16 protein-coding genes are annotated in these 20158 nt (G+C 67.1%); 9 read left to right on the forward strand and 7 right to left on the reverse strand.

The annotated features are described in order from the left end of the window. Window positions 1-43: 43 nt before the first annotated feature. Entirely contained in the window at window positions 44-940 is an 897-nt protein-coding gene (locus tag sphst_RS06925) for a DMT family transporter (RefSeq protein WP_107045343.1), read from the reverse strand. A 186-nt stretch (window positions 941-1126) separates the two neighbouring features. On the opposite strand from sphst_RS06925, the gene sphst_RS06930 reads away from it, so the two are divergent. Beyond that, window positions 1127-2662 carry an aminoacyl--tRNA ligase-related protein gene (locus sphst_RS06930; RefSeq protein WP_107045408.1) on the forward strand — a complete coding sequence of 512 codons (1536 nt, stop codon included), beginning with the start codon at window positions 1127-1129 and terminating at the stop codon, window positions 2660-2662. On the opposite strand, the gene sphst_RS06935 is transcribed toward sphst_RS06930, so the two are convergent. Together sphst_RS06935 and sphst_RS20880 are read right to left on the reverse strand one after the other, a co-directional pair. After that, the gene (locus sphst_RS06935; protein WP_031396525.1) at window positions 2656-3618 is read right to left on the reverse strand and encodes a cation diffusion facilitator family transporter; all 963 of its coding nucleotides are present in this window, start codon (window positions 3616-3618) and stop codon (window positions 2656-2658) included. The two genes, sphst_RS06930 and sphst_RS06935, sit on opposite strands and share 7 nt — an antisense overlap. A gap of 146 nt (window positions 3619-3764) precedes the next feature. Next, window positions 3765-3923: a hypothetical protein gene (locus sphst_RS20880; protein WP_166746134.1), complete on the reverse strand. Its 159-nt coding sequence runs from the start codon at window positions 3921-3923 to the stop codon at window positions 3765-3767. Window positions 3924-4114: 191 nt separating this feature from the next. Between sphst_RS20880 and sphst_RS06940 the strand changes: the two genes are divergently transcribed. Then, the gene (locus tag sphst_RS06940) at window positions 4115-5500 is read left to right on the forward strand and encodes a helix-turn-helix domain-containing protein (RefSeq protein ID WP_031396524.1); all 1386 of its coding nucleotides are present in this window, start codon (window positions 4115-4117) and stop codon (window positions 5498-5500) included. A gap of 198 nt (window positions 5501-5698) precedes the next feature. Next, a complete protein-coding gene (locus tag sphst_RS06945) occupies window positions 5699-6058 on the forward strand; it encodes a response regulator (protein WP_031396523.1) in 360 nt (119 codons plus the stop codon). A gap of 38 nt (window positions 6059-6096) precedes the next feature. Here the strand turns inward: sphst_RS06945 and sphst_RS06950 are convergent, their stop codons facing one another. Both sphst_RS06950 and sphst_RS06960 read right to left on the reverse strand, forming a co-directional pair. Then, window positions 6097-7044 (reverse strand): aldo/keto reductase, encoded by a 948-nt coding sequence (locus tag sphst_RS06950; protein ID WP_031396522.1) that lies wholly within the window; start codon window positions 7042-7044, stop codon window positions 6097-6099. Window positions 7045-7378: 334 nt separating this feature from the next. Next, window positions 7379-7750, reverse strand: coding sequence for a hypothetical protein (locus tag sphst_RS06960; protein WP_031396521.1), 372 nt, complete (start codon window positions 7748-7750; stop codon window positions 7379-7381). Between the two features lie 207 nt (window positions 7751-7957). On the opposite strand from sphst_RS06960, the gene sphst_RS06965 reads away from it, so the two are divergent. The 4 genes from sphst_RS06965 to metH all read left to right on the forward strand — a co-directional run bounded on the left by sphst_RS06965 (window position 7958) and on the right by metH (window position 13802). Beyond that, window positions 7958-8911, forward strand: coding sequence for an ArsR/SmtB family transcription factor (locus tag sphst_RS06965; RefSeq protein ID WP_031396520.1), 954 nt, complete (start codon window positions 7958-7960; stop codon window positions 8909-8911). Beyond that, complete coding sequence (gene metF, locus sphst_RS06970; RefSeq protein ID WP_107045344.1) at window positions 8908-9852, forward strand: methylenetetrahydrofolate reductase [NAD(P)H]; 945 nt, start codon at window positions 8908-8910, stop codon at window positions 9850-9852. Before sphst_RS06965 ends, metF begins: the two co-directional genes overlap by 4 nt. A gap of 129 nt (window positions 9853-9981) precedes the next feature. Further along, window positions 9982-11040 carry a homocysteine S-methyltransferase family protein gene (locus tag sphst_RS06975; RefSeq protein ID WP_031396518.1) on the forward strand — a complete coding sequence of 353 codons (1059 nt, stop codon included), beginning with the start codon at window positions 9982-9984 and terminating at the stop codon, window positions 11038-11040. 134 nt (window positions 11041-11174) lie between these two features. Beyond that, window positions 11175-13802 carry a methionine synthase gene (gene metH, locus sphst_RS06980; RefSeq protein WP_107045345.1) on the forward strand — a complete coding sequence of 876 codons (2628 nt, stop codon included), beginning with the start codon at window positions 11175-11177 and terminating at the stop codon, window positions 13800-13802. A gap of 56 nt (window positions 13803-13858) precedes the next feature. Here the strand turns inward: metH and sphst_RS06985 are convergent, their stop codons facing one another. Beyond that, a complete protein-coding gene (locus sphst_RS06985; RefSeq protein ID WP_107045346.1) occupies window positions 13859-15067 on the reverse strand; it encodes a cation:proton antiporter in 1209 nt (402 codons plus the stop codon). Between the two features lie 237 nt (window positions 15068-15304). On the opposite strand from sphst_RS06985, the gene sphst_RS06990 reads away from it, so the two are divergent. Continuing rightward, window positions 15305-16237 carry a hypothetical protein gene (locus tag sphst_RS06990; protein WP_031395765.1) on the forward strand — a complete coding sequence of 311 codons (933 nt, stop codon included), beginning with the start codon at window positions 15305-15307 and terminating at the stop codon, window positions 16235-16237. Between the two features lie 120 nt (window positions 16238-16357). Here sphst_RS06990 and sphst_RS06995 read toward each other — a convergent pair whose 3' ends face one another. Then, window positions 16358-18046 carry an alkaline phosphatase family protein gene (locus sphst_RS06995; RefSeq protein ID WP_199848939.1) on the reverse strand — a complete coding sequence of 563 codons (1689 nt, stop codon included), beginning with the start codon at window positions 18044-18046 and terminating at the stop codon, window positions 16358-16360. Between the two features lie 70 nt (window positions 18047-18116). On the opposite strand from sphst_RS06995, the gene sphst_RS07000 reads away from it, so the two are divergent. Further along, window positions 18117-20150: a protein-disulfide reductase DsbD family protein gene (locus tag sphst_RS07000; protein WP_031396664.1), complete on the forward strand. Its 2034-nt coding sequence runs from the start codon at window positions 18117-18119 to the stop codon at window positions 20148-20150. Window positions 20151-20158: the final 8 nt, after the last annotated feature.

Genomic DNA, 20158 nt, shown 5'->3' on the forward strand with positions numbered 1-20158 from the left:
CTCTGGATCCTGACTTTCGTCAGGATGACGGATATGATGCCCGTCAGGCGATCGCGCGGTCGGTTTCGTCCTGGCGGCGGACATGTTCGCGCCAGACGATGTAGAGGCCGCTCGCGACGATGACGGGGGCGCCGAACCAGGTCGCCTCGGCGGGCAGCGTGTCGAACACCAGCCAGCCGAGCAATGTCGCCCATAACAGACTCGAATAATCCATCGGCACCACCACCGATACCGGCCCGAGCCGCAACGATGTCGTCATCGCGATCTGCGCGAGGCCCCCGAAGATCCCGACGCTCGCAAGGCAGGCCCAGGTCACGAGATCATGAGCCTCCGCCGCCCGCGCGTAGATCACCGACAGCGGCACCAGCGACAGCGCGGAGAACCAGAACACCGTCGTCAGCGCGCTCTCGGTCTTGCCGATCTGCCGGAGCAGGATCGACACGCTCGCCGTCCCGAACGCGCCCGCCAGCGCACAGCCTGCGCCCCATAACGGAAAATGATCGCCGCTTCCGGGCTGCGCGACGATCAGCACGCCGGCAAACCCCGCCGCCACCGCGGCCCAGCGATGCCACCCGGTCGGCTCGCGCAGCACCAGCGCGCCGAGGATCGTCGCGAAGATCGGCACGGTGAAGCCGATCGTCGTCGCCTCCGCCAGCGGCAGCGCGACGATCCCGTTGAACGTGAACGCCATCGCCGACAGCCCGACGACCGCGCGGATGATGTGCGCGGGCAGCCGCTTCGTCGCGATCGAGGGCAGGCCGGGTCCGGCGGTGATGACGGCCGACACCAGCAGGCACGCGCCGAACTGGCGGAAGAACAGGATCTCCGACACGCTCGCGCCGTGGCGTTCGGCTAGCTTGATCGCGGTGTTCATCAGGGCGAAGATCACGACCGACAGCAGCCGCATGCCGATGGCGGGAAGGATGCGGTCCGAGGGCATTGCCTGCACCTACGCAAACCGCGCCCGCGATCCCACCCTCAAACCGCCGTCATCCTGACGAAAGTCAGGATCAAGAGCCAGAAGCGCTTCGGGTGGTATCCTTGGTCCTGACTTTCGTCAGGCTGACGGCGGTAGGGGCGGTGGGATGGGGTGACGAAGCGCCATGTTCGCGATAAGCGCGACGCCATGATAAAGCGCGCACTCCCCGTCACCCGCGAGGCAGATTTTTCCGCCTGGTACCAGGCCGTCATCACCGAGGCCGACCTCGCCGAGGAATCCGGCGTCCGCGGCTGCATGGTCATCCGCCCCTGGGGCTATGGCATCTGGGAGCGGATCCAGCGACTGCTCGACGACCGGATCAAGGCGACGGGGCATGAGAATTGCTATTTCCCGCTCTTCATCCCGCTCTCCTATTTCGAGAAGGAGGCCGAGCATGTCGACGGATTCGCCAAGGAAATGGCGGTCGTCACGCATCACCGGTTGAAGGCGGATGGCTATGGCCGACTCGTGCCCGATCCCGACGCCAAGCTCGAGGAGCCGCTCGTCGTGCGCCCCACGTCGGAGATGGTCATCGGCGCCGCGTTCGCGCGCTGGGTCCAGTCGTGGCGCGACCTGCCCGTGCTGATCAACCAATGGGCCAATGTCGTCCGCTGGGAAATGCGCACGCGCATGTTCCTGCGCACCAGCGAGTTCCTCTGGCAGGAGGGGCATACCGCGCACGCGACCGTCGACGAAGCGCGCGACGAGACGCTCAAGATGCTCGAAGTGTACCGCGACTTCGCCGAGGAATGCCTGGGCCTCCACGTCATCGCAGGCGAGAAGCCAGAGAATGAGCGCTTCCCGGGCGCGGTCGCGACCTATTCGATCGAGGCGATGATGCAGGACGGCAAGGCGCTCCAGGCGGGTACCTCGCATTTCCTCGGCACCAATTTCGCCTCGGCGCAGAATATCCGCTTCCAGAACGCAGCCGGCGAGTTCGAGTTCGCCAACACCACCAGCTGGGGCGTGTCGACGCGGATGATCGGCGGCGTCATCATGGTTCACGGCGACGACGACGGCCTGCGCGTGCCGCCGATGATCGCGCCGTGGCAGGTGGTGATCGTGCCGATGCTGCGCGACAATCCCGACGACGCGGCGATCGTCGACTATTGCAAGTCGCTTCAGGCCGAACTCGCCAAGCAGTCCGCACTCGGCGAGCCGGTCCGTGCGCTGCTCGATCTGAAACCCGCCAAGGCGGCGACGAAGCGCTGGGGCTGGGTCAAGAAGGGCGCACCGATCGTGATCGAGGTCGGCGGCCGTGACATGGCGGGCGGCAACGTCTCGGTCATCCGCCGCGACCGTCTCTACCGCGAGGACGGCAAGCTCGACAGCGTCGCGACCCCGCGCGATGCCTTTGTCGAAGCGGTGTCGGGCATGCTGGCGGACGTGCAGGGGGCGTTGCACATCGAGTCGGTGGAGCGGCTGCGCGCCAACATCGTGCCGATCGACGACTTTGCGGCGCTCGAGACGCATTTCGCCGATGGTGTGAAGAATCCCGGCTGGGTCGATGTGCGCTGGGCGAAGCCGACCGGCGCGGCGCTCGACTCGGTCGTCGAGCGGTTGAAGGCGCTCAAGCTGACGATCCGCAACGCGCCGATCGGCCAGACCGGATGCGACGATGGCGCCTGCATCTTCACCGGTCAGCCTGCGGTCGAGCGGATCCTGATCGCCCGCGCCTATTGATCCTCCGGGACGCCCTCGTGAACCACGACGGCGTTCTCGCGCTTTTCGGGACGGATATAGATCGAGGCGAGCATGGGCACCGCAGCGCGGAGCTCGCCTTCCATCGCCTCGATCATCGTCTCGCCTTCGCCCATCGTCAGCGTGTCGACGAAGTCCGCGCTGATCGCTGCGAAGATGCTGTCGGGCGCGGTGTGGATCGTCCGGACATGGTTCACCGCGGCGATCGCCGGGTGCGCCGCGACGATGCCGCGAATCGTCGCGATCACGGCGGAGTCTGCGCGCTCGCCGATCAGCAGCCCCTTCGACTCGCGGGCCAGGATCACCGCGACGAGCGCGAGGATCAGGCCGATCAGGATCGACGCGACGCCGTCGATCCGGGGGTCGGCAAAGGCGTGGCTGGCCCAGATGCCGAGCCCGGCGATCAGCAGCCCCGCCAGCGCCGCCGAATCCTCGAACAGGACGATGAAGCCTGCCGGGTCCTTCGAGCGGTGGATCGCGGTCCACCAGCCCGAATCCCCCTTTGACTTGGCGAATTCGTGAACTGCGATCGTCCAGCTCGTGCCCTCGAGCAGGACAGCGACGCCCAGAACGATATAGGCGATGAGAGGGTCGGACAGCGGCTCGGGCCGCAGCATGTGCCGATACCCTTCATAGATTGACACGCCCGCGCCCACCGCGAAGATCAGGATCGCGACGACGAACGCCCAGAAATAGAGCTCGCGGCCATAGCCGAACGGGTGGGCCGCATCCGCCGGCTGCTTCGCCCGCGATTGTCCGTACAGCAGCAGGATCTGATTGCCGCTGTCGACCAGTGAATGGACACCCTCGGTCAGCATCGACGACGACCCGGTCAGCCCCGCGGCGACGAACTTTGCGACGGCAATGCCGAGATTGGCGGCAAGCGCGCCGTAAAGGACGATATCGTCCTTGATCTTGTTGAGAATTCCATCGGCCATACCGCCTCCTAGGCGAGGACGGGGGCGTCGGCCAGACGCGGAAAAGCCCATCGATGCCTGTGCACCAATGGGCCCTTTTCCTCCCCAGGAAATCGCTCGGTCCGACGTGCGCGCCTGTTGGCGAAATGCCCGTCGAACGGTGGCGGTCAGCCGAGCCGGCCGAGCCGGTGATACAGCGCGCTGAGGCGGCTCAGCTTGACGTCGTCGACCGAAACCTTGGTGATCAATTCGCCAATCGCTTCCTTGAGCAATTCGAAATCTGCGGTCGAGAAAACGGCGCGGGCGCGCATTGGTTCGGTCGTCATGCCCATCTCCTTCATGGCGAATGTGTCTCCCCGTTTACAAACTCGAGCAACCGGGGCGGCGATAGCAGCATAAAGCCTGAGGTTTGCGGGGTTTGGAAGCTGGAGCGGGCGAATGGCCGGGTTGTGCTGTCGTTGGGCGTTGCGCGGACCCTGTCTCTCTGTAACTATCGTGACAAGGACGGGGAGGTGGAATGGCCGAGCGCAAACTACTGGCAGGGCATGCGATCAGGCGGTTGCGACGGGGTGCCGGACTGACCCAGGCCGCGATGGCGGAAATGCTGACGATCAGTCCGAGCTACCTCAATCTGGTCGAGCGCAACCAGCGGCCGATCTCCGCAACGTTGCTCGTCAAACTGGCGGAAAGCTTCGATTTCGATCCACGGACCTTGGCAGCGGCCGAACCGGGCGGCGGTTCGGAGGCGATCCGCCGTCGTCTGGCGCATCCCATGTTCGCCGACCTGGCGATCGACCGCAACGAGGTCGAGGAATGGCTGGCCAGCGCGCCCGGTGGTGCCGAGGCCTTTGCGCGCGTGTTCGACCGGATGGGGGAGCGGGATGGTGCGATCGCGCCATTCGACGACCCGGTCGCACTGGTGCGCCGCGAGATCGAGCGATGGCGGAATCACTTTGCCGATCTCGACGCCGCCGCCGAAGCGCTGGCGGACGAGCTGCGGCTGGGTGCCGGCGACCTTTACGGGGCGATCACCGAGCGTCTGCGCGCCAAACACGGCATCACGATCCGCGTCCTGCCTGCCGACGTGCTGCCCGACACGTTGCGGCGGCTCGATCTCCATGCCCGGCAGCTGCAACTGAGCGAGGTGCTCGATCCCGCCTCACGGACGTTCGCGGTCGCGTTCCAGCTTGGCCAGATTGAGACGCAGGCGGAGGTCGATGCGCTGGCCAAGGCCGCAGGCTTCACCGACCGCGCTGCCGAACGGCTGTATCGGCGCCATCTGCTCAGCTATTTCGCGGCGGCGGTGATGATGCCCTATGCGCGGTTCCTGCGCGGGTGCGAGGCGACCGGCTACGATATCGAACTGCTGCAGCGACGGTTTGGCGCAGGGTTCGAACAGGTCGCGCACCGGCTGACGACGTTGCAGCGGGTAGGCGCGCGGGGGCTTCCCTTCTTCATGATCCGGATCGACCGCGCCGGGCAGGCATCCAAGCGCTATCCTGGCGCGAGCGGCGCGGCACTGGTCGAGGCGGAGGGGCGTTGTCCGCTGTGGCAGCTCCATCACGCGTTCGATCGTCCGGGGGACCTGGTGGTGCAGCTGGTCGAGATGGAGGACGGTGCGCGCTGGCTGACGATGGCGCGGACGGTGCGTCCGCAGGGGCGTCGCTTCGGGGCGGTGCGCGCGGAGTTCGCGATCGGATTGGGGGTCGAGGCGGCACTCGCGCGCGGGCTGGTCGCTGCGAGCGGTATCGATCTGACGGGCGCGGCTATGCCGATCGGCATCGGCTGTCGCGGATGCTTCCGCGCGGATTGCCCGCAGCGCTCGGTAGCCCCCGCAGGCCGCGCGTTGATCGTCAACGAACGCGAGCGTCGCACCTCGGCACTGACGTTCGTCGGCGACTGAACGCCGATACGGCTGGACGCGCCAGGAATGCGACAGGGCGCATGTGATGCGACGAAAATCCGCGTCGGCGATGCGTCCGAATTCGCCGCCGACCGTTCATAGCGGGTTCGCGCCTCACGCGTCCCGACCTGCCTCAGGCGGACCGATCGTGAGCCGACCCTGAATTTGTGTATGGGGTTTCCATTGTTCGCACCGCCATTGATCAGACGCCCCGCTGCGGGGATCGTTCTGATCGTCGAAGATCATCTGCTTGTCCAAATTACCGCAACGGCGCGGATCGAGGATGCCGGACTGTCGACGCTCGTCGCCGACGATGCGGACGAGGCGATGGCGATCCTCACGTCGCGTGACGATGTCGCGGCGGTCTTTACCGATATCGACATGCCGGGCTCGATGGACGGGCTGGCCCTCGCAGCGATCATTCGCCGGCGCTGGCCGCAGATCCAGGTTGTCGTCACGTCCGGCCAGCGGCCGAGCAAAGCCGCAGGTCTGCCCGATGGCGTCGCCTTCTTCCAGAAACCCTACGACTATTCGAACCTGGTGAGCCATTTCCGCTGAGGCATAGACCGCGCCCGGTCACCCGGGCGCGGGACGCATCACGCCCCCGCCAGAGTCAACGCCGAAAGCTGCGCATCCGAAAGCTCGAGCGTCATCGCGGGCAGAAGATCCTCGATCTGACGCGCGCTGGTCGCACTTGCGATCGGTGCGGTAATCCCGGGCTGTGCCAGAAGCCATGCGAGCGCGACCTGAGCGTGGCTGGCGCCCGTGTCAGAGACGACCGCATCCATCGCCTCGAGAACTGCCTTGCCCTTTCCGTCGAGGAGGTCGCGCATGCCACCGCCGCGAACGCTTGCGCCCAGATCGTGGGGCGTGCGGTATTTACCGGTGAGGAAGCCCGATGCGAGACCGTAATAGGGAAGAACGCCGATATTCTCGGTCACGCAATAGTCCTGCAATTCGCCTTCGAACTTTTCGCGGCTGACGAGATTATATTCGGGCTGGAGGACATGATAGCGCGGCAGGTCGCTGGCCTTTGCGGCGTCCACCGCAGACTTCAGGCGTGCGGCGTGGAAGTTCGACGCGCCGATGACGCGCACCTTTCCGGCATCGACGAGCTTGCCGAAGGCCTCGAGGACAGCCTCCTGCGGCACCGTGTCGTCATCCTGATGCGCATAATAGAGATCGATGCGATCCGTGCCGAGACGCTTGAGCGATGCTTCGGCCGCTGCCGCGATACGCGCCGGCTGGAGCTTCTCGCCACCTTCACCCGGCAGCATGCCGACCTTGGTCGCGATCAGCACGTCGTCACGCCTGCCGCTCGTCCGCAGCCAGTCGCCGATCATCGTCTCGGATTCGCCACCCTCATGACCGTCCACCCATGACGAATACATGTCGGCGGTGTCGATCATTGTCCCGCCACCCGCGACGAATGCATCGAGCACCGCAAAGCTGGCGGTCTTGTCCGCTGTCCATCCGAACACGTTCCCCCCGAGAACGAGGGGGGCGATCTTGAGATCGGTCGAGCCGAGGCGGCGATTCATCATTGGGGCTGGTCGCTTTGCGAGGGGGAGGGGGACGGTGTCGTGCCGTCAGCGGTCGAGTTGCCAATAGGGGGTGGGCCGTCGGGGCGCATGCTGTTCGCGTCGAGCATGGTCGCGGCATCGTTGAGTTGCGCTGCCTCGTCCCGCGTGACCGCGCCGGGTTGTTCCGGAGTCGGGGAACAGGCGCCCAGCAGGACGAGAGACAGAACCGCCCCGAGCCGGCCGCCAGAAGCGAATCCTGCCGATAGTCCACGTCCCGACCAGACAGGCCGGGAGCGCAGGACCATCGACTGGATCGCGGTCGGACGACGCGGTGCGGGGCGGTCCGTGACGGGGATCAGTCCTTGATCGCGTTGCCGGCGCGGGTCAGTGCGTTACCCGTGGCGTCTGCTGCGCGGTCGGCGCTGTTGTTGATCGCGGCACCCGCACGGTCGGCGTTGGCCTCTGCGCGCTCGCCGGCGCGGTCTGCGCTGGCGTCGAGACGGTCAGCGGCGTTGTCCATGCGTGCACCGGCATTGTCGAGCGATGCTTCAGCCGAGCCGAGCGCACGATCGCTGGCGGCATCGACATCGGCGACCGCGTTCTGGGTCGTCGCGCTTGCGTCCGCCGCGATGGCGTTCGCCGCTTCCGCGGTCTCGTTCTGCGCATTGTTGCTGCACGCTGCGAGGCCGGCCGTCAGGACCAGCGCGGGGATCAGAAACTTCTTCATGAATAACACTCCCATCATCAAATTCGGCGTCGATCCGGAGGGACCTGACGCTTGTGAGCCGGATGCTTTCCAGTTCATCGCGTGTTCGAACGCGGACCAAGCGTTTCCGATCCGTCGACGTTGGGACGACCTTGGGGTCAGCATTCCTCCAGCGACACGCTACGGCCTGCGTTGACCTCATATAAAGAATTCTTTATATGACTGCCCATGACGATGGCGCTCGAAATCTTCCGTGCGATGGCGGATGCGACCCGATTGCGTATTCTCGCGCTTCTGCGTCGCATGGAGCTGTCGGTTGGCGAACTCGCGCAGGTGCTCGGACAGAGCCAGCCGCGCGTGTCGCGCCATGTGAAGATCCTGTGCGATGCCGGTCTGGCGGAGCGTCGCAAGGAGGGCAGCTGGGTATTCGTCGGCGTGGGGCGCAGCGATGTCGTCGATCCGGTCGCTGCCGCTCTCGATAGCTGGGCCAAGGCTGAACCCGATCACTGGGCGGTTGCCGACGCGGCGCGGCTTGCTGCGGTGCGCGCCGATCGGGCGGCGAGCGCGGCGGCGTGGTTCGAGGGGCATGCCGGCGAATGGGATGCGATCCGTTCGCTGCACGTCGCCGAAAGCGAGGTCGAGGCGGCGATGGCGGCGATGCTCGGCGATGCGAGGGTCGGGACGCTGATCGACATCGGCACGGGGACGGGCCGGATGCTCGAGCTGTTCGGTGGACATGCCCGGCTGGCGCTGGGAATCGATCGCAGTTCGGAGATGCTGCGCCTGGCGCGCGCCAAGCTCCACGACATGGCGCATGCCGAATTGCGGCAGGCGGATCTGTACGCGCTGCCGCTCGACGACGGGGCGGCGGACGTCGCGATCCTGCACCACGTGCTTCATTTTGCGCAGCAGCCCGGCGCCGCAGTCCGCGAGGCGGCGCGCGTGCTGGCACCGGGCGGGCGGTTGCTGATCGCGGATTTCGCGAGCCACGACCGCGAAGAATTGCGGTTGAGCGATGCGCATACGCGTCTCGGCTTTGCCGACGATCAGATGACGGCTTGGTTCGACGCGGCCGGTTTGCAGACCGCGCGGGTCGAGACGCTCGAGGGCGGTGAGCTGACGGTGAAATTATGGCTCGGCCGCAGGATTGGCCTGAGTTTGCGTGAGGTGAAGGCGGCATGACGACAATCACTATTCCCCAACTGGCCGAGGCGCGTCGTGCGCTCGAAGAACCGCTCTTTGCCGACCTCGCAGGCGACGTGGGGATCAGCTTCGAATTCTTCCCGCCCAAGAGCGACAAGATGGACGCCCAGCTTTGGGACGCGATCCGTACGCTCGAGCCGCTCGGTCCCGATTTCGTGTCGGTGACCTATGGCGCGGGCGGGTCGACGCGCGAGCGGACGCACGCGACCGTTGCGCGGATTCAGCGCGAAACGTCGATGAACGCCGCCGCGCACCTGACATGCGTCGAGGCGACCAAGGCCGAGATCGATCAGGTTGCCGAGGAATATTGGGCGGCAGGCGTACGGCACATCGTCGCGCTGCGCGGCGACATGCCGACGCTGGGTCAGCCCTATCAGGCGCATCCCGGCGGGTATGAGAATGCGGCCGCGCTGGTCGCCGGACTGGCACGGCTGCATCCGTTCGAGATTTCGGTCGCGGCCTATCCGGAATGCCACCCCGAATCCGGCGGGCATGACGTCGATCTCGACAACCTCAAGCGCAAGCTCGACGCGGGCGCGACGCGGGCGATCACGCAGTTCTTCTTCTCGCCGGAAGCCTATTTCCGGTTCCGCGACCGGGTGGCCGCAGCGGGAATCACCGCGCAGATCCTGCCGGGTATCCTCCCGGTCTCGAACGTCGCGCAGACGCGCAAGTTCGCGAGCGCGTGCGGGGCGGAGATCCCGGCCTGGATGGACCGGCTGTTCGAGGGGCTCGACGACCACCCTGCGGCCCGACAGCTGGTCGCGGCGACGATCGCGGCCGAGATGTGCCGGCGGCTCTATGCCGGCGGCGTGAAGGATTTCCACTTCTACACGCTCAACCGCGCCGAACTCGCCTATGCTATCTGTCACATGCTCGGCGTCCGCGCGAAGCCGAGCGAAAAGGTCGCCGCGGCATAATTCATCACCCCTCCCGCAGGCGGGAGGGGCCGGGGGTGGGCTCGCGTTCGCCCCCAACGATACCGCCCGAGGATAGCGGGCGCCCACCCCCCGACCCCTCCCGCTTTGCGGGAGGGGGGAGTCCAATCGATGACACCACGTGAACGTTTCAACGCGGAAGCCGCCAAGCGCATCCTGATCACCGACGGCGCGTTCGGCACCGAGATCCAGAACTGGAAGCTCGACGAGGCGGCCTATGCGGGCGACCTCGGGCTCAGCCACGACCAGAAGGGCAATAACGACATTCTGGCGATTACCAGGCCGGACGTGCCCCAGACGATCACGCGCGAATATCTCGACGCGGGGTCGGACATCGTCTCGACCAATACGTTCAGCGCGAACATCATCAGCCAGGCGGATTACGGCGCCGAGCATCTGGTCCGCGCGATCAACGTCGAAAGCGCGAAGATCGCACGGGCGCTTGCGACCGAATATGAGGCGAAGGACGGCCGGCCGCGGTTCGTGGCCGGCGCGATCGGGCCGACGAACAAGACGCTGTCGCTGTCCCCCGACGTCAACGATCCCGGCTATCGCGAGATCGATTTCGATTACCTGAAGGGCGTCTACCGCGAACAGATCGACGCGCTGCTCGAGGGCGGCGAGGGGGTCGGCGTCGACTTCATCCTGATCGAGACGGTGTTCGATACGCTCAACGCCAAGGCCGGGATCATGGCCGCGATCGAGGCGGGCGACGACCTGGGGCGCGACGTGCCGATCATGCTGTCGATGACGCTGACCGATCTGTCGGGCCGCAACCTGTCGGGGCACACGGTCGAGGCGTTCTGGCACGCGGTGCGGCATGCTAAGCCGATCACGATCGGGCTCAACTGCTCGTTCGGTGCGGAGCAGCTGCGGCCGCATGTGAAGACCCTGTCCGGCATCGCCGACACGCTGATCATGATCTACCCGAACGCCGGGCTGCCCAACGAACTTGGCGAATATGACGAGATGCCGGCGACGACCGCCGGGCTGGTCGGCGAATGGGCGGTGGCCAAGCAGGTCAACGTACTCGGCGGCTGCTGTGGCTCGACCCCTGCGCATATCAAGGCGATGGCCGACGGCGTGCGCGGGCTGGAACCGCGGGCGGTCTCGCGGCCGGAGGTGCGGACCAAGCTTGCCGGGCTCGAACCGTTCACGATGGCGGCCTGACTTTCTTCCCCTCCCGCAAGCGGGAGGGGGCAGGGGGTGGGCTCGCGCTCTCCCCCAACGACTAGGCCCGCGGATGCCGGGCGCCCACCCCCCGACCCCCTCCCGCTTGCGGGAGGGGGGGAAGAAATGAACCGATGACCACTCCCTCCTCCACGTCCTTCGTCAACATCGGCGAGCGAACCAACGTCACCGGATCGGCCCGCTTCAAGAAGCTGATCATGGCGGGCGACTATCCTGCCGCGGTCGAGGTCGCGCGCCAGCAGGTCGAGAGCGGCGCACAGGTGCTCGACGTCAACATGGACGAGGGGCTGCTCGACGCGCACCACGCGATGACGACGTTCTTGAAGCTGATCGCCGCCGAACCCGATATCGCGCGCATCCCGTTCATGGTCGACAGCTCGAAATGGAGCGTGATCGAGGCGGGGCTGAAATGCGTCAGCGGCAAGCCGATCGTCAATTCGATCAGCATGAAGGAGGGCGAGGAGCAGTTCCTCAGCCAGGCCAAGAAGTGCATGGCATACGGCGCCGCGGTGGTCGTGATGGCGTTCGACGAGGTCGGGCAGGCGGACACCAAGGACCGCAAGGTCGAGATCTGCGAGCGCGCCTACAAGCTGCTCGTTGGGATCGGTTTTCCGCCCGAGGATATCATCTTCGATCCCAACGTCTTCGCGGTCGCGACGGGGATCGAGGAGCACGATAATTACGGCGTCGACTTCATCGAGGCGTGCCGCGAGATAAAGGCGCGCTGCCCGCACGTCCATATCTCGGGCGGGCTGTCGAACTTCAGTTTCTCGTTCCGCGGCAACGAGCCCGTGCGCCGCGCAATGCACAGCGTGTTCCTGTATTATGCGATCCCCGCGGGCATGGACATGGCGATCGTCAACGCCGGGCAGCTCGACATCTATGACGATATCGATCCTGAGCTGCGTCAGGCGGTCGAGGATGTCGTGCTTAACAAGGATCCCGAAGCGGGTGAGCGGCTCGTCCAGCTCGCCGAGCGCTATCGCGGCACCGATGTCGTCGCGGAGAAGGCGGCGGCCGAATGGCGTTCGCTCGGCGTCAACAAGCGGCTCGAATATGCGCTGGTCAAGGGCATCGACCTGCACGTCGTCGAGGATACCGAGGAAGCGCGGCTGATCATCGACGGCAATGGCGGTCGCCCGATCGAGGTGATCGAGGGCCCGCTGATGGATGGCATGAACGTCGTCGGCGACCTGTTCGGCAGCGGCAAGATGTTCCTGCCGCAGGTCGTGAAATCGGCGCGCGTGATGAAGAAGGCGGTCGCGCATTTGCTGCCTTACATCGAGGCAGCCAAGGAGCCCGGCGCGCGCGGCAAGGGCAAGATCATCATGGCGACCGTCAAGGGCGACGTGCATGACATCGGCAAGAACATCGTCGGCGTGGTCCTGCAGTGCAACGGCTTCGACGTGGTCGATCTGGGCGTCATGGTGCCGTGGTCGAAGATCCTCGAGGCCGCGAACGAGAATGACGCGGACATGATCGGGCTGTCGGGCCTCATCACGCCGAGCCTCGACGAGATGGTGACGGTCGCCGAGGAGATGAAGCGTGCGGGCATGACGATGCCGCTGCTCATCGGTGGCGCGACCACGTCGAAGGTCCACACCGCGCTGCGCATCGCGCCCGCCTATGATGGTCCGGTCGTCCATGTGCTCGACGCGAGCCGCGCGGTGGGTGTCGCGTCGACGCTCGTCAGCGACACGATCCGCGACGAGTTTGTGACCAAGACCGCGGACGAATATGAAGCGGTGAGGGTGGCGCGCGCCAACAAGGGCCAGAGCGAGCTTATCCCGATCGAGACGGCGCGCGAGCGTGGGTTCGTCGCGGACTTCGCGTTGAAGCCCGGGGCGCCGGCGAAGCCCGGCGTCCATGTGTTCGCGGACTGGGACCTGACCGACCTGCGCGACTATATCGACTGGACGCCGTTCTTCCGCGCCTGGGAGCTGGCGGGCAATTTCCCGGCGATCCTGACCGACGAGGTCGTCGGCGAGAGCGCGAGTTCGCTCTATGCGGATGCGCAGGCGATGCTCGACACGATCGTCGCGGAGAAATGGCTGACGCCGCGCGGGGTCGTGGGGCTGTGGCCGGCGCGGCGCGAGGGGGACGATGTGGTCGTCTCGCACACGCGCCGCCACGACATGCCGCACGAGGACGTGCGCCTGCCGATGCTGCGCCAGCAGATTTCGAAGCGCGAGGGGCGCGCGAACATGTGCCTCGCCGATTTCGTCGATCCCGCAGGCGACTGGTTCGGGGGGTTCGCAGTCGGCATCCACGGGATCGACGAGCATATCGCGCGGTTCAAGGCGGGGCATGACGATTACAACGACATCCTGCTCAAGGCGCTCGCCGATCGCTTCGCCGAGGCGTTCGCCGAACGGCTGCACAAGCATGTCCGTCAGGAGCTGTGGGGCTATGCACCCGAGGAACAGCTGACCAACGATGCGCTGATCAAGGAACAGTATCGCGGCATCCGCCCTGCGCCGGGCTATCCCGCATGCCCCGATCACAGCCTGAAGCCGATCCTGTTCGACCTGCTCGATGCCGAGACCGCGACCGGGCTTGAACTGACCGAGAGCTTCGCGATGTTTCCGACCGCGGCCGTCTCGGGCTTCTATTTCGGCCACCCACAGGCGGAGTATTTCGGTGTCGCCCGCGTCGGTCGCGACCAGCTGGAAGACTATGCAGAGCGCCGCGGCGTCGACCTGCCGATCGCGGAGCGCTGGCTGCGGCCGAACCTGGACTGACCCCGAACCGTGACGTCACCCCGGCCTTCGCCGGGGTGGCGCCATGCTTATGGCTGTCAGGCGCTACGCCCGACCAAGGCCGCCAGCCTCTTCAGCTTCGGCGCGACCATCGGCACGCTCAGCATCGTGCTGGCCAACGCCATCAGCAGCAGTGCGGTGAAGGTTTCGTTGGTGATGATCGCCTTGTCGAGCAGGATGTTGACGAAGATGATCATGATCAGCGCCTTGGTCTGAAGCAGCCAGCCGATCGCCGACGCCTCGCCCGAGTGCCATTTGAGGATCCGCCCGGCGGCGTGGACGCCCGCGAGCTTGCCGCCGACCGAGGCGAGCAGCAGCAATGCTGCGGCGGCGAACACCGCAATCCCGCCGACCGCCCATTGCGTCTTCAGGCCGGTCGACAGGAAGAACACCGGCATCACCGCGAGCAGCACGAAGCGGCGGAAATCGTCCATTCGGACCTGGTCGAACCATTTCGCGTCGAGCACCGCGCCCGACAGGAACGCGCCGACCATGAAATGCAGACCCGCCCAGTCCGCGGCAAACCCACAGCCGGCGAGCCAGATCAGGCTGACATACCAGCGATCGCGCTCCGGGATCCGCGCCATCAGCCGGCGGATCAGCAGGGTGGCGACCGAGAAGCCGATCAGAAAGCCAGCCTGCCGGCCCACGCGCTCCCAATCGAGCAGGATCAGCGCGAGCACGCCCCAGATCGCGATATCGTCGAGGCTGGCATAGCGCAGGATGCGCTGGCCGATCGGCTCACGCAGGACCTCGAGCTTTTCAAGGAACAGCACGAGGATCGGCAGCGCGGTGACCGCGCAGGCCATGCCGATGCCCAGAACGACCTGCCACCGCGCGCCCGACACGCCTGCCCAGCCCGGATAGCGCAGCATCAGCGCGGCGGCGATGCTGCCGGTCGCGAGCGGCACTGCCAGCGCGAGGCCGGCGGTGACCGCGGTCTCGCGGCGATGTCGCCATGCCGCGCCGAGATCGAGTTCGATGCCAGCGACCCACACGAACATCATCACCGCCCACCACGCGACGCCGTTCAGCGAGCCGATTGTCGCAGGCGTGAAGATCGTCGCATAATAATCGGGGAAGAGCGCGCCGAGCACGCCCGGTCCGAGCAGGATGCCGCCGAAGATCTGCACCACGACCAGCGGTGCCCAGTAATCGGTCCGGCCCAGCCGCCAGACCAGATAGGGGACGCTGAAGATGATGAGCATCGCAAGGAGGAAGACCTCCGTCGGTGTCATGGCGTGCATGCATTCCCCCTCTCGCGCAGTCGGGGGCCCCCCGCCGGCTTTATGCTGCGGGGTGGTATGCGGCCGGGCAGGCGGCGGCAATATGCTTCGCTACGGTCGAACCGGTGTCGATCCGTTTGCAGGCTGCGCCATTGCGGGACGCGGGGCGGGCCCCCGCTATCGGCAGCCGGGGCGCATCCGCGCTAAGCACGGGGCGTGGCGGCGCAATCGTGGCTGGCCGATGAGGGAGTGCCCTGCTTGAACCGATCGCTCTTATTGCTCGTGCTGGTTGCTGCGTCCGCCTCGGCCCAAGCGCCGGTGCGGCGCGCGTCGCCCTTCACCGTCGACGGGCAGGGCTTTGCGACGCTGCAGGAGGCGGTCTCATCGATCCGGCTCGGCACCGCGACGATCCTGATCGCGCCCGGCACCTACCGGCAATGCGCGGTGCAGGCGGGCGGGCGGATCACCTTCAAGGCGGTGGAGCCGGGCACCGCGATCTTCGAAGGCGTGGCTTGTGAGGAGAAGGCGGCACTGGTGCTGCGCGGGCAGGGATCGGTCGTCGATGGCCTGGTCTTTCGCGGCTACAGCGTCCCCGACGGCAATGGCGCGGGGATCCGCACCGAGATGGGGGACCTCAATGTCGTCAACGCGATGTTCCTCGACAGCCAGGAAGGCATCCTCGGCGGCGAGCCAAGCGAGCAGCGGATCACGATCGACCGGTCGACCTTTTCGGGGCTAGGCCAGTGCGACCAGTCGCCGAGCTGCTCGCATGCCGTGTATCTGGCGAACCAGGGCAGCGTGACGATCACCCGCTCGCGGTTCGAGCGCGGGACCGGCGGGCATTACGTCAAACTGCGCGTGCCGACCGTCTCGATCACCGACAACAGCTTCGACGACAGCGCGGGGCGGAAGACCAATTACATGATCGACCTGCCCGAAGGCGCGACCGGGCTGATCGCGCGCAACACCTTCGTGCAGGGGCGGCAGAAGGAGAACCACACCGGGCTGATCGTCGTCGCGGCGGAAGCGAAGACCTATCGCTCGACCGGGTTGCGCGTCGAGGACAATGACGCGCGGCTGGCACCGGGCGATGCGACCAGTCCCGCATTCCTGGCGACTTACAGCCATGACCGGCTGGCGCTCGGGGCGAACCGGCTGGGCCCGGGGTTGCGGGCGTTCGAGACGCGCTAAGTCGAGGCTGCGGGGGAAGCGGGGGGTTCGTACCGCCGCCGCTCAAGACCCCGTCGTCCCAGCTTTCGCCGGGATGACGGGCGGCGGGAGGACAGGGTCCAAGCGGTCCGACGGGGCTCCTCAGCTCGGGCAGGTGCTCGCCGCGCCCGCGTCGAGGTCGAGGCAGCGGCCGTCGAGCCCCGATACCGGCAGGCCGATTGTCGCGGCGAGCGTCGGCACGATGTCGACAGTCTCCACCGACAGCGGCTGTTCGAACCCGGCGATCCCCTTGCGCCAGAACAGCATCGGCACGCGGCGATCATAGTCCCACGGGCTGCCGTGCGTTTCGACATAGCCGCCGGCGGGCGACACGATCGTCGTCACGCGCGGCTTGAGGAGCGTGACGAACTGGCCCGAGCGGCCCTCGGCAAAGGAGGCGCGCGCGCGTTCGATCAGCGTCCAGGTCTCGGGCGGGGTGGTCGGCATCGGCGTCGCCATGATCTCGGCAGCCGAGAAGGCAGCGGCGACCTGCGGCAGCGCGCGATAGCGGCGCAGCGCCTCGGTCAGCACCTTGGCGCGTGTCTTGGCGGGCAGCGCATCGTCGATATAGACGTCGCCCTCGGTCCCGAGCAGGACGCTGCCGGGCAGGCCCAGATCCTTGGCGATCGCGGTGCCGACCTGCTTGGCGAGCACATTCTCATCCATATGCGCCTCCATCGGCATCGCGCGCTGCTGCTGCCGCTCGGTCGCGTCGTGCGCGCCGTGATCCGCGGTCAGCACGACCTCGTAATCCACGCCGGTCTCGTCCAGCACCGCGAAGAAGCCGCCGAGCGTCTTGTCGAGCTCGGCCATCTGGATGCACATCTCGGACCCCTGCGTGCCGTAGGTGTGGCCGATATAATCGGTCGCCGACGCGCCGATGTCGATGATGTCGGTCTGCGGCCCCTGGCCGAGCTTCATGTCCTGTACCAGCGCCGCCGCCATCGCGAACACCGCGGCATCGGACGCCGGCGACACGCGGAAGCCCTTGGCGTCGCCCGCCTCGCGCTCGAAGCGGCCCTGGCCGTAGGTCTTGCCCGCGATCACGATCGGGTGGTTCACGCCTGCGCAATAACCGGGCAGCGGCAGCGCGGCCTGGGGCAGCGCGATCAGCCCGGCGACCGCGGTGCGCGTGCGCTGCACCGCCGGCGGTACCGCGCGGCCCGCATAGGAGACATAGGTCTTGCCGTCCCACCACCAGAGCTCGTCGACCTTGTGGCCGCCCATCATCACCGCCGCGCGATCCTTGCCCGCGACCGAGACCGAGCGGGTGCGCGGATCCCGCGCCTTCATCATCTCGCCAAGCGTCGGCACCTTCAGGTGCATGTCGGACACGGTGTAGCTGTCATGCGTGCTGCCGGCGACGCGCTCGTCCTCCGAGCAATAGACGATCTTGTCGGGGCGGCCGGCGCGCTGGTCGACCCAGTTGTTCGCGATGATCCCGGTATGCGCGGGCCGCATGCCCGTCAGGATGGTCGAGTGGCCGGGGCAGGTCTCGGTCGCGGCATGGCTCTGATAGCCGCTCGGAAACACCACCCCGTTCAGCAGGCGGGTGAAGCCACCGGTGAAGTGGTTGCGATATTGCTGGAACAGGTCGGCCGCGAACTGGTCGACCGAAATCGCCACGATCAGCTTTGGCGGCGTGGCGGGCGTCGGTGCGGCAACCGCCGGGGCCGGGGCCGGGGCCGGGGCCGGAGCGGTCTGCGCGGACGCGGTCACGGACGCGGCCGGGGTCAGGAGCAACGCGGCGATAAGTGCTTTCACGGACAGTCCTTTGACGAGCAGCAGCATGACTGCTTTCGGATGTAATGCGGTGTCGTCCTCGCTATGGCTGTGGCCGATGAACGAAACAAGGATGGCCATGCGCAGTTTACGTTGCGTCCTGATGACGATGCTGCTCGCGCTGTGCAGCCTCGTGGCGACGCCGGCGCTGGCGGACTCGCTCGACGGGTCGAGCCGGCATCTGAGCATGCGCCTCGTTGCCGAGAGCGACCATCCGAAAGCGGGCGCGCCGCTGACCATCGCGATCGCAACGACCCCTGATACGGGCTGGCATGGCTATTGGGCCAATCCGGGCGATGCGGGGTTTCCAGCGACGTTCGACTGGACGCTGCCGCGCGGGGCGACGGCGGGGCAACCCGAATGGCCCGTTCCGACGACGCTGCTGATCGCGGGGCTGATGAACTATGTCTACGAGGCGCCCTATGCGCCACTCGTGACGATCCAGGTGCCTGCGGGGCTGGCGGCGGGCGCCAAGCTCCCGATCCGGCTGAAGACGTCCTATCTGGTCTGTTCGGCGACGATCTGCGTGCCCGAGGAGCAGGCGCTGTCGCTCGACCTGACGATCGGCGACGGCGCGGCGTCGCAAGCAAGCGCCTTTGCCGGATGGCGGCGGGCGATCCCCAAGCCGCTCGATGCGGGCGCGACCTATGCGGTCGACCAGGGCGTGCTGCGTGTCGCGGTGCCGTTCCCCGCCGGGGCCAGGGCGCAGGACGCCTATTTCTTCCCGCTCACCACCGGCGTGATCGACAATGGCGCGCGCCAGACCGTGTCGCGGTCGGGCGATACGCTGACGATCGCGACGCGACTGGCGGCCAATGGCAAGGCCAATGCGCCGATCGAGGGTGTGCTGCGGATCGGCGACGCGCAGGGGCTCGCGGTCAGCGCCGCGCCCGGGGTCGTTGCGGCAACGCCATCGGATGAGGCGGGCGGGCTGTGGGCGACCGCACTGGCGGCGTTTGCGGGCGCGGTGCTCGGCGGGCTGATCCTCAACATCATGCCCTGCGTGTTCCCGATCCTGAGCCTGAAGGCGCTCAGCCTCGCGCGCGGTGGCGCAAGTGAGCGCGAGGCGCGGCACGAGGCGCTCGCCTATACCGCGGGCGTCGTGCTGGTGTGCCTCGGCCTTGGCGCGGCGATCCTCGCGCTGCGTGCGGGCGGGTCTGCGGTCGGCTGGGCGTTCCAGTTGCAGCATCCCGCGGCGATCATCGTGCTGCTGCTGCTGAGCACCGCGATCGCGTTCAACCTGGCCGGGCTATTCGAGGTGCCGACGCCCCGATTCGCGGGCGAGAGCGGTGCGAGCGGCGCGTTTGCGACCGGCGCGCTGGCCGCATTCATCGCGACGCCGTGCACCGGGCCGTTCATGGGCGCAGCGCTGGGCGCTGCGCTGGTGCTGCCCTGGCCCGCGGCGATGGCGGTGTTCGCTGGGCTGGGACTCGGGCTGTCGCTGCCGTTTCTCGCGATCGGCTTCGTGCCGGCGTGGCGGCGCTGGCTGCCCAAGCCCGGCGCGTGGATGGAGACGTTCCGGCATGTGCTGTCGGTACCGATGTTCCTGACCGCGATCGCACTCGCCTGGGTGCTGGGCCGCCAGACCGGCGTCGACAGCCTGACGCTCGCGCTCGTCGCAGTGCTGGCGATCGGCGCGGTTTTGTGGGTCGGCGGCACCCGGCAGCGCAAGGGCAAGGCGTTCGGCGCGGCGACCCTTGCCGCGCTGGCGGTCGTGTTCGTCGGCAGTGCGGTCGTCATCGCCCGCGCGCCGCCGGCCGCGGCCAAGATGGCGGTCGCCGGCGACGAGGCGTTCAGTGAGGCGAAGCTTGCCGCGCTGCGCGCCGAGAAGCGCGGCGTGTTCGTCTATTTCACCGCCGACTGGTGCCTGACATGCAAGGTCAACGAGAAGGCGGCGATCGAGACCGCGACGGTCCGCGACGCGTTCGCCAGGAACAAGGTCGCGGTGCTGATCGGCGACTGGACCGATGGTGACCCCGTCATGGGCCGCTTCATCGAGGCGCATAACCGTGCCGGCGTGCCGCTCTATCTCTATTATGCGCCGGGCGCGGCCGAGCCGACCGTCCTGCCGCAGGTCCTCACCCCGGCGCTGCTGGCGGGGCTGGGCGTCTAATCCGGCTT

Origin of the sequence: Sphingomonas sp. STIS6.2 (assembly GCF_000732685.2) — a bacterium.
Classification (GTDB): domain Bacteria; phylum Pseudomonadota; class Alphaproteobacteria; order Sphingomonadales; family Sphingomonadaceae; genus Sphingomonas; species Sphingomonas aerolata.

What these genes read in the sequence shown, in the direction of transcription:
- sphst_RS06995 (WP_199848939.1), bottom strand. Translation starts at nt 18,046, where the DNA reads ATGCTGCTGCTCGTCAAAGGACTGTCCGTGAAAGCACTTATCGCCGCG.
- sphst_RS07000 (WP_031396664.1), top strand. Translation starts at nt 18,117, where the DNA reads ATGCGCAGTTTACGTTGCGTCCTGATGACGATGCTGCTCGCGCTGTGC.
- sphst_RS20880 (WP_166746134.1), bottom strand. Translation starts at nt 3,923, where the DNA reads ATGACGACCGAACCAATGCGCGCCCGCGCCGTTTTCTCGACCGCAGAT.
- sphst_RS06935 (WP_031396525.1), bottom strand. Translation starts at nt 3,618, where the DNA reads ATGGCCGATGGAATTCTCAACAAGATCAAGGACGATATCGTCCTTTAC.
- sphst_RS06985 (WP_107045346.1), bottom strand. Translation starts at nt 15,067, where the DNA reads ATGCACGCCATGACACCGACGGAGGTCTTCCTCCTTGCGATGCTCATC.
- sphst_RS06925 (WP_107045343.1), bottom strand. Translation starts at nt 940, where the DNA reads ATGCCCTCGGACCGCATCCTTCCCGCCATCGGCATGCGGCTGCTGTCG.
- sphst_RS06950 (WP_031396522.1), bottom strand. Translation starts at nt 7,044, where the DNA reads ATGATGAATCGCCGCCTCGGCTCGACCGATCTCAAGATCGCCCCCCTC.
- sphst_RS06965 (WP_031396520.1), top strand. Translation starts at nt 7,958, where the DNA reads ATGACGATGGCGCTCGAAATCTTCCGTGCGATGGCGGATGCGACCCGA.
- sphst_RS06940 (WP_031396524.1), top strand. Translation starts at nt 4,115, where the DNA reads ATGGCCGAGCGCAAACTACTGGCAGGGCATGCGATCAGGCGGTTGCGA.
- sphst_RS06930 (WP_107045408.1), top strand. Translation starts at nt 1,127, where the DNA reads ATGATAAAGCGCGCACTCCCCGTCACCCGCGAGGCAGATTTTTCCGCC.
- metF (WP_107045344.1), top strand. Translation starts at nt 8,908, where the DNA reads ATGACGACAATCACTATTCCCCAACTGGCCGAGGCGCGTCGTGCGCTC.
- metH (WP_107045345.1), top strand. Translation starts at nt 11,175, where the DNA reads ATGACCACTCCCTCCTCCACGTCCTTCGTCAACATCGGCGAGCGAACC.
- sphst_RS06960 (WP_031396521.1), bottom strand. Translation starts at nt 7,750, where the DNA reads ATGAAGAAGTTTCTGATCCCCGCGCTGGTCCTGACGGCCGGCCTCGCA.
- sphst_RS06975 (WP_031396518.1), top strand. Translation starts at nt 9,982, where the DNA reads ATGACACCACGTGAACGTTTCAACGCGGAAGCCGCCAAGCGCATCCTG.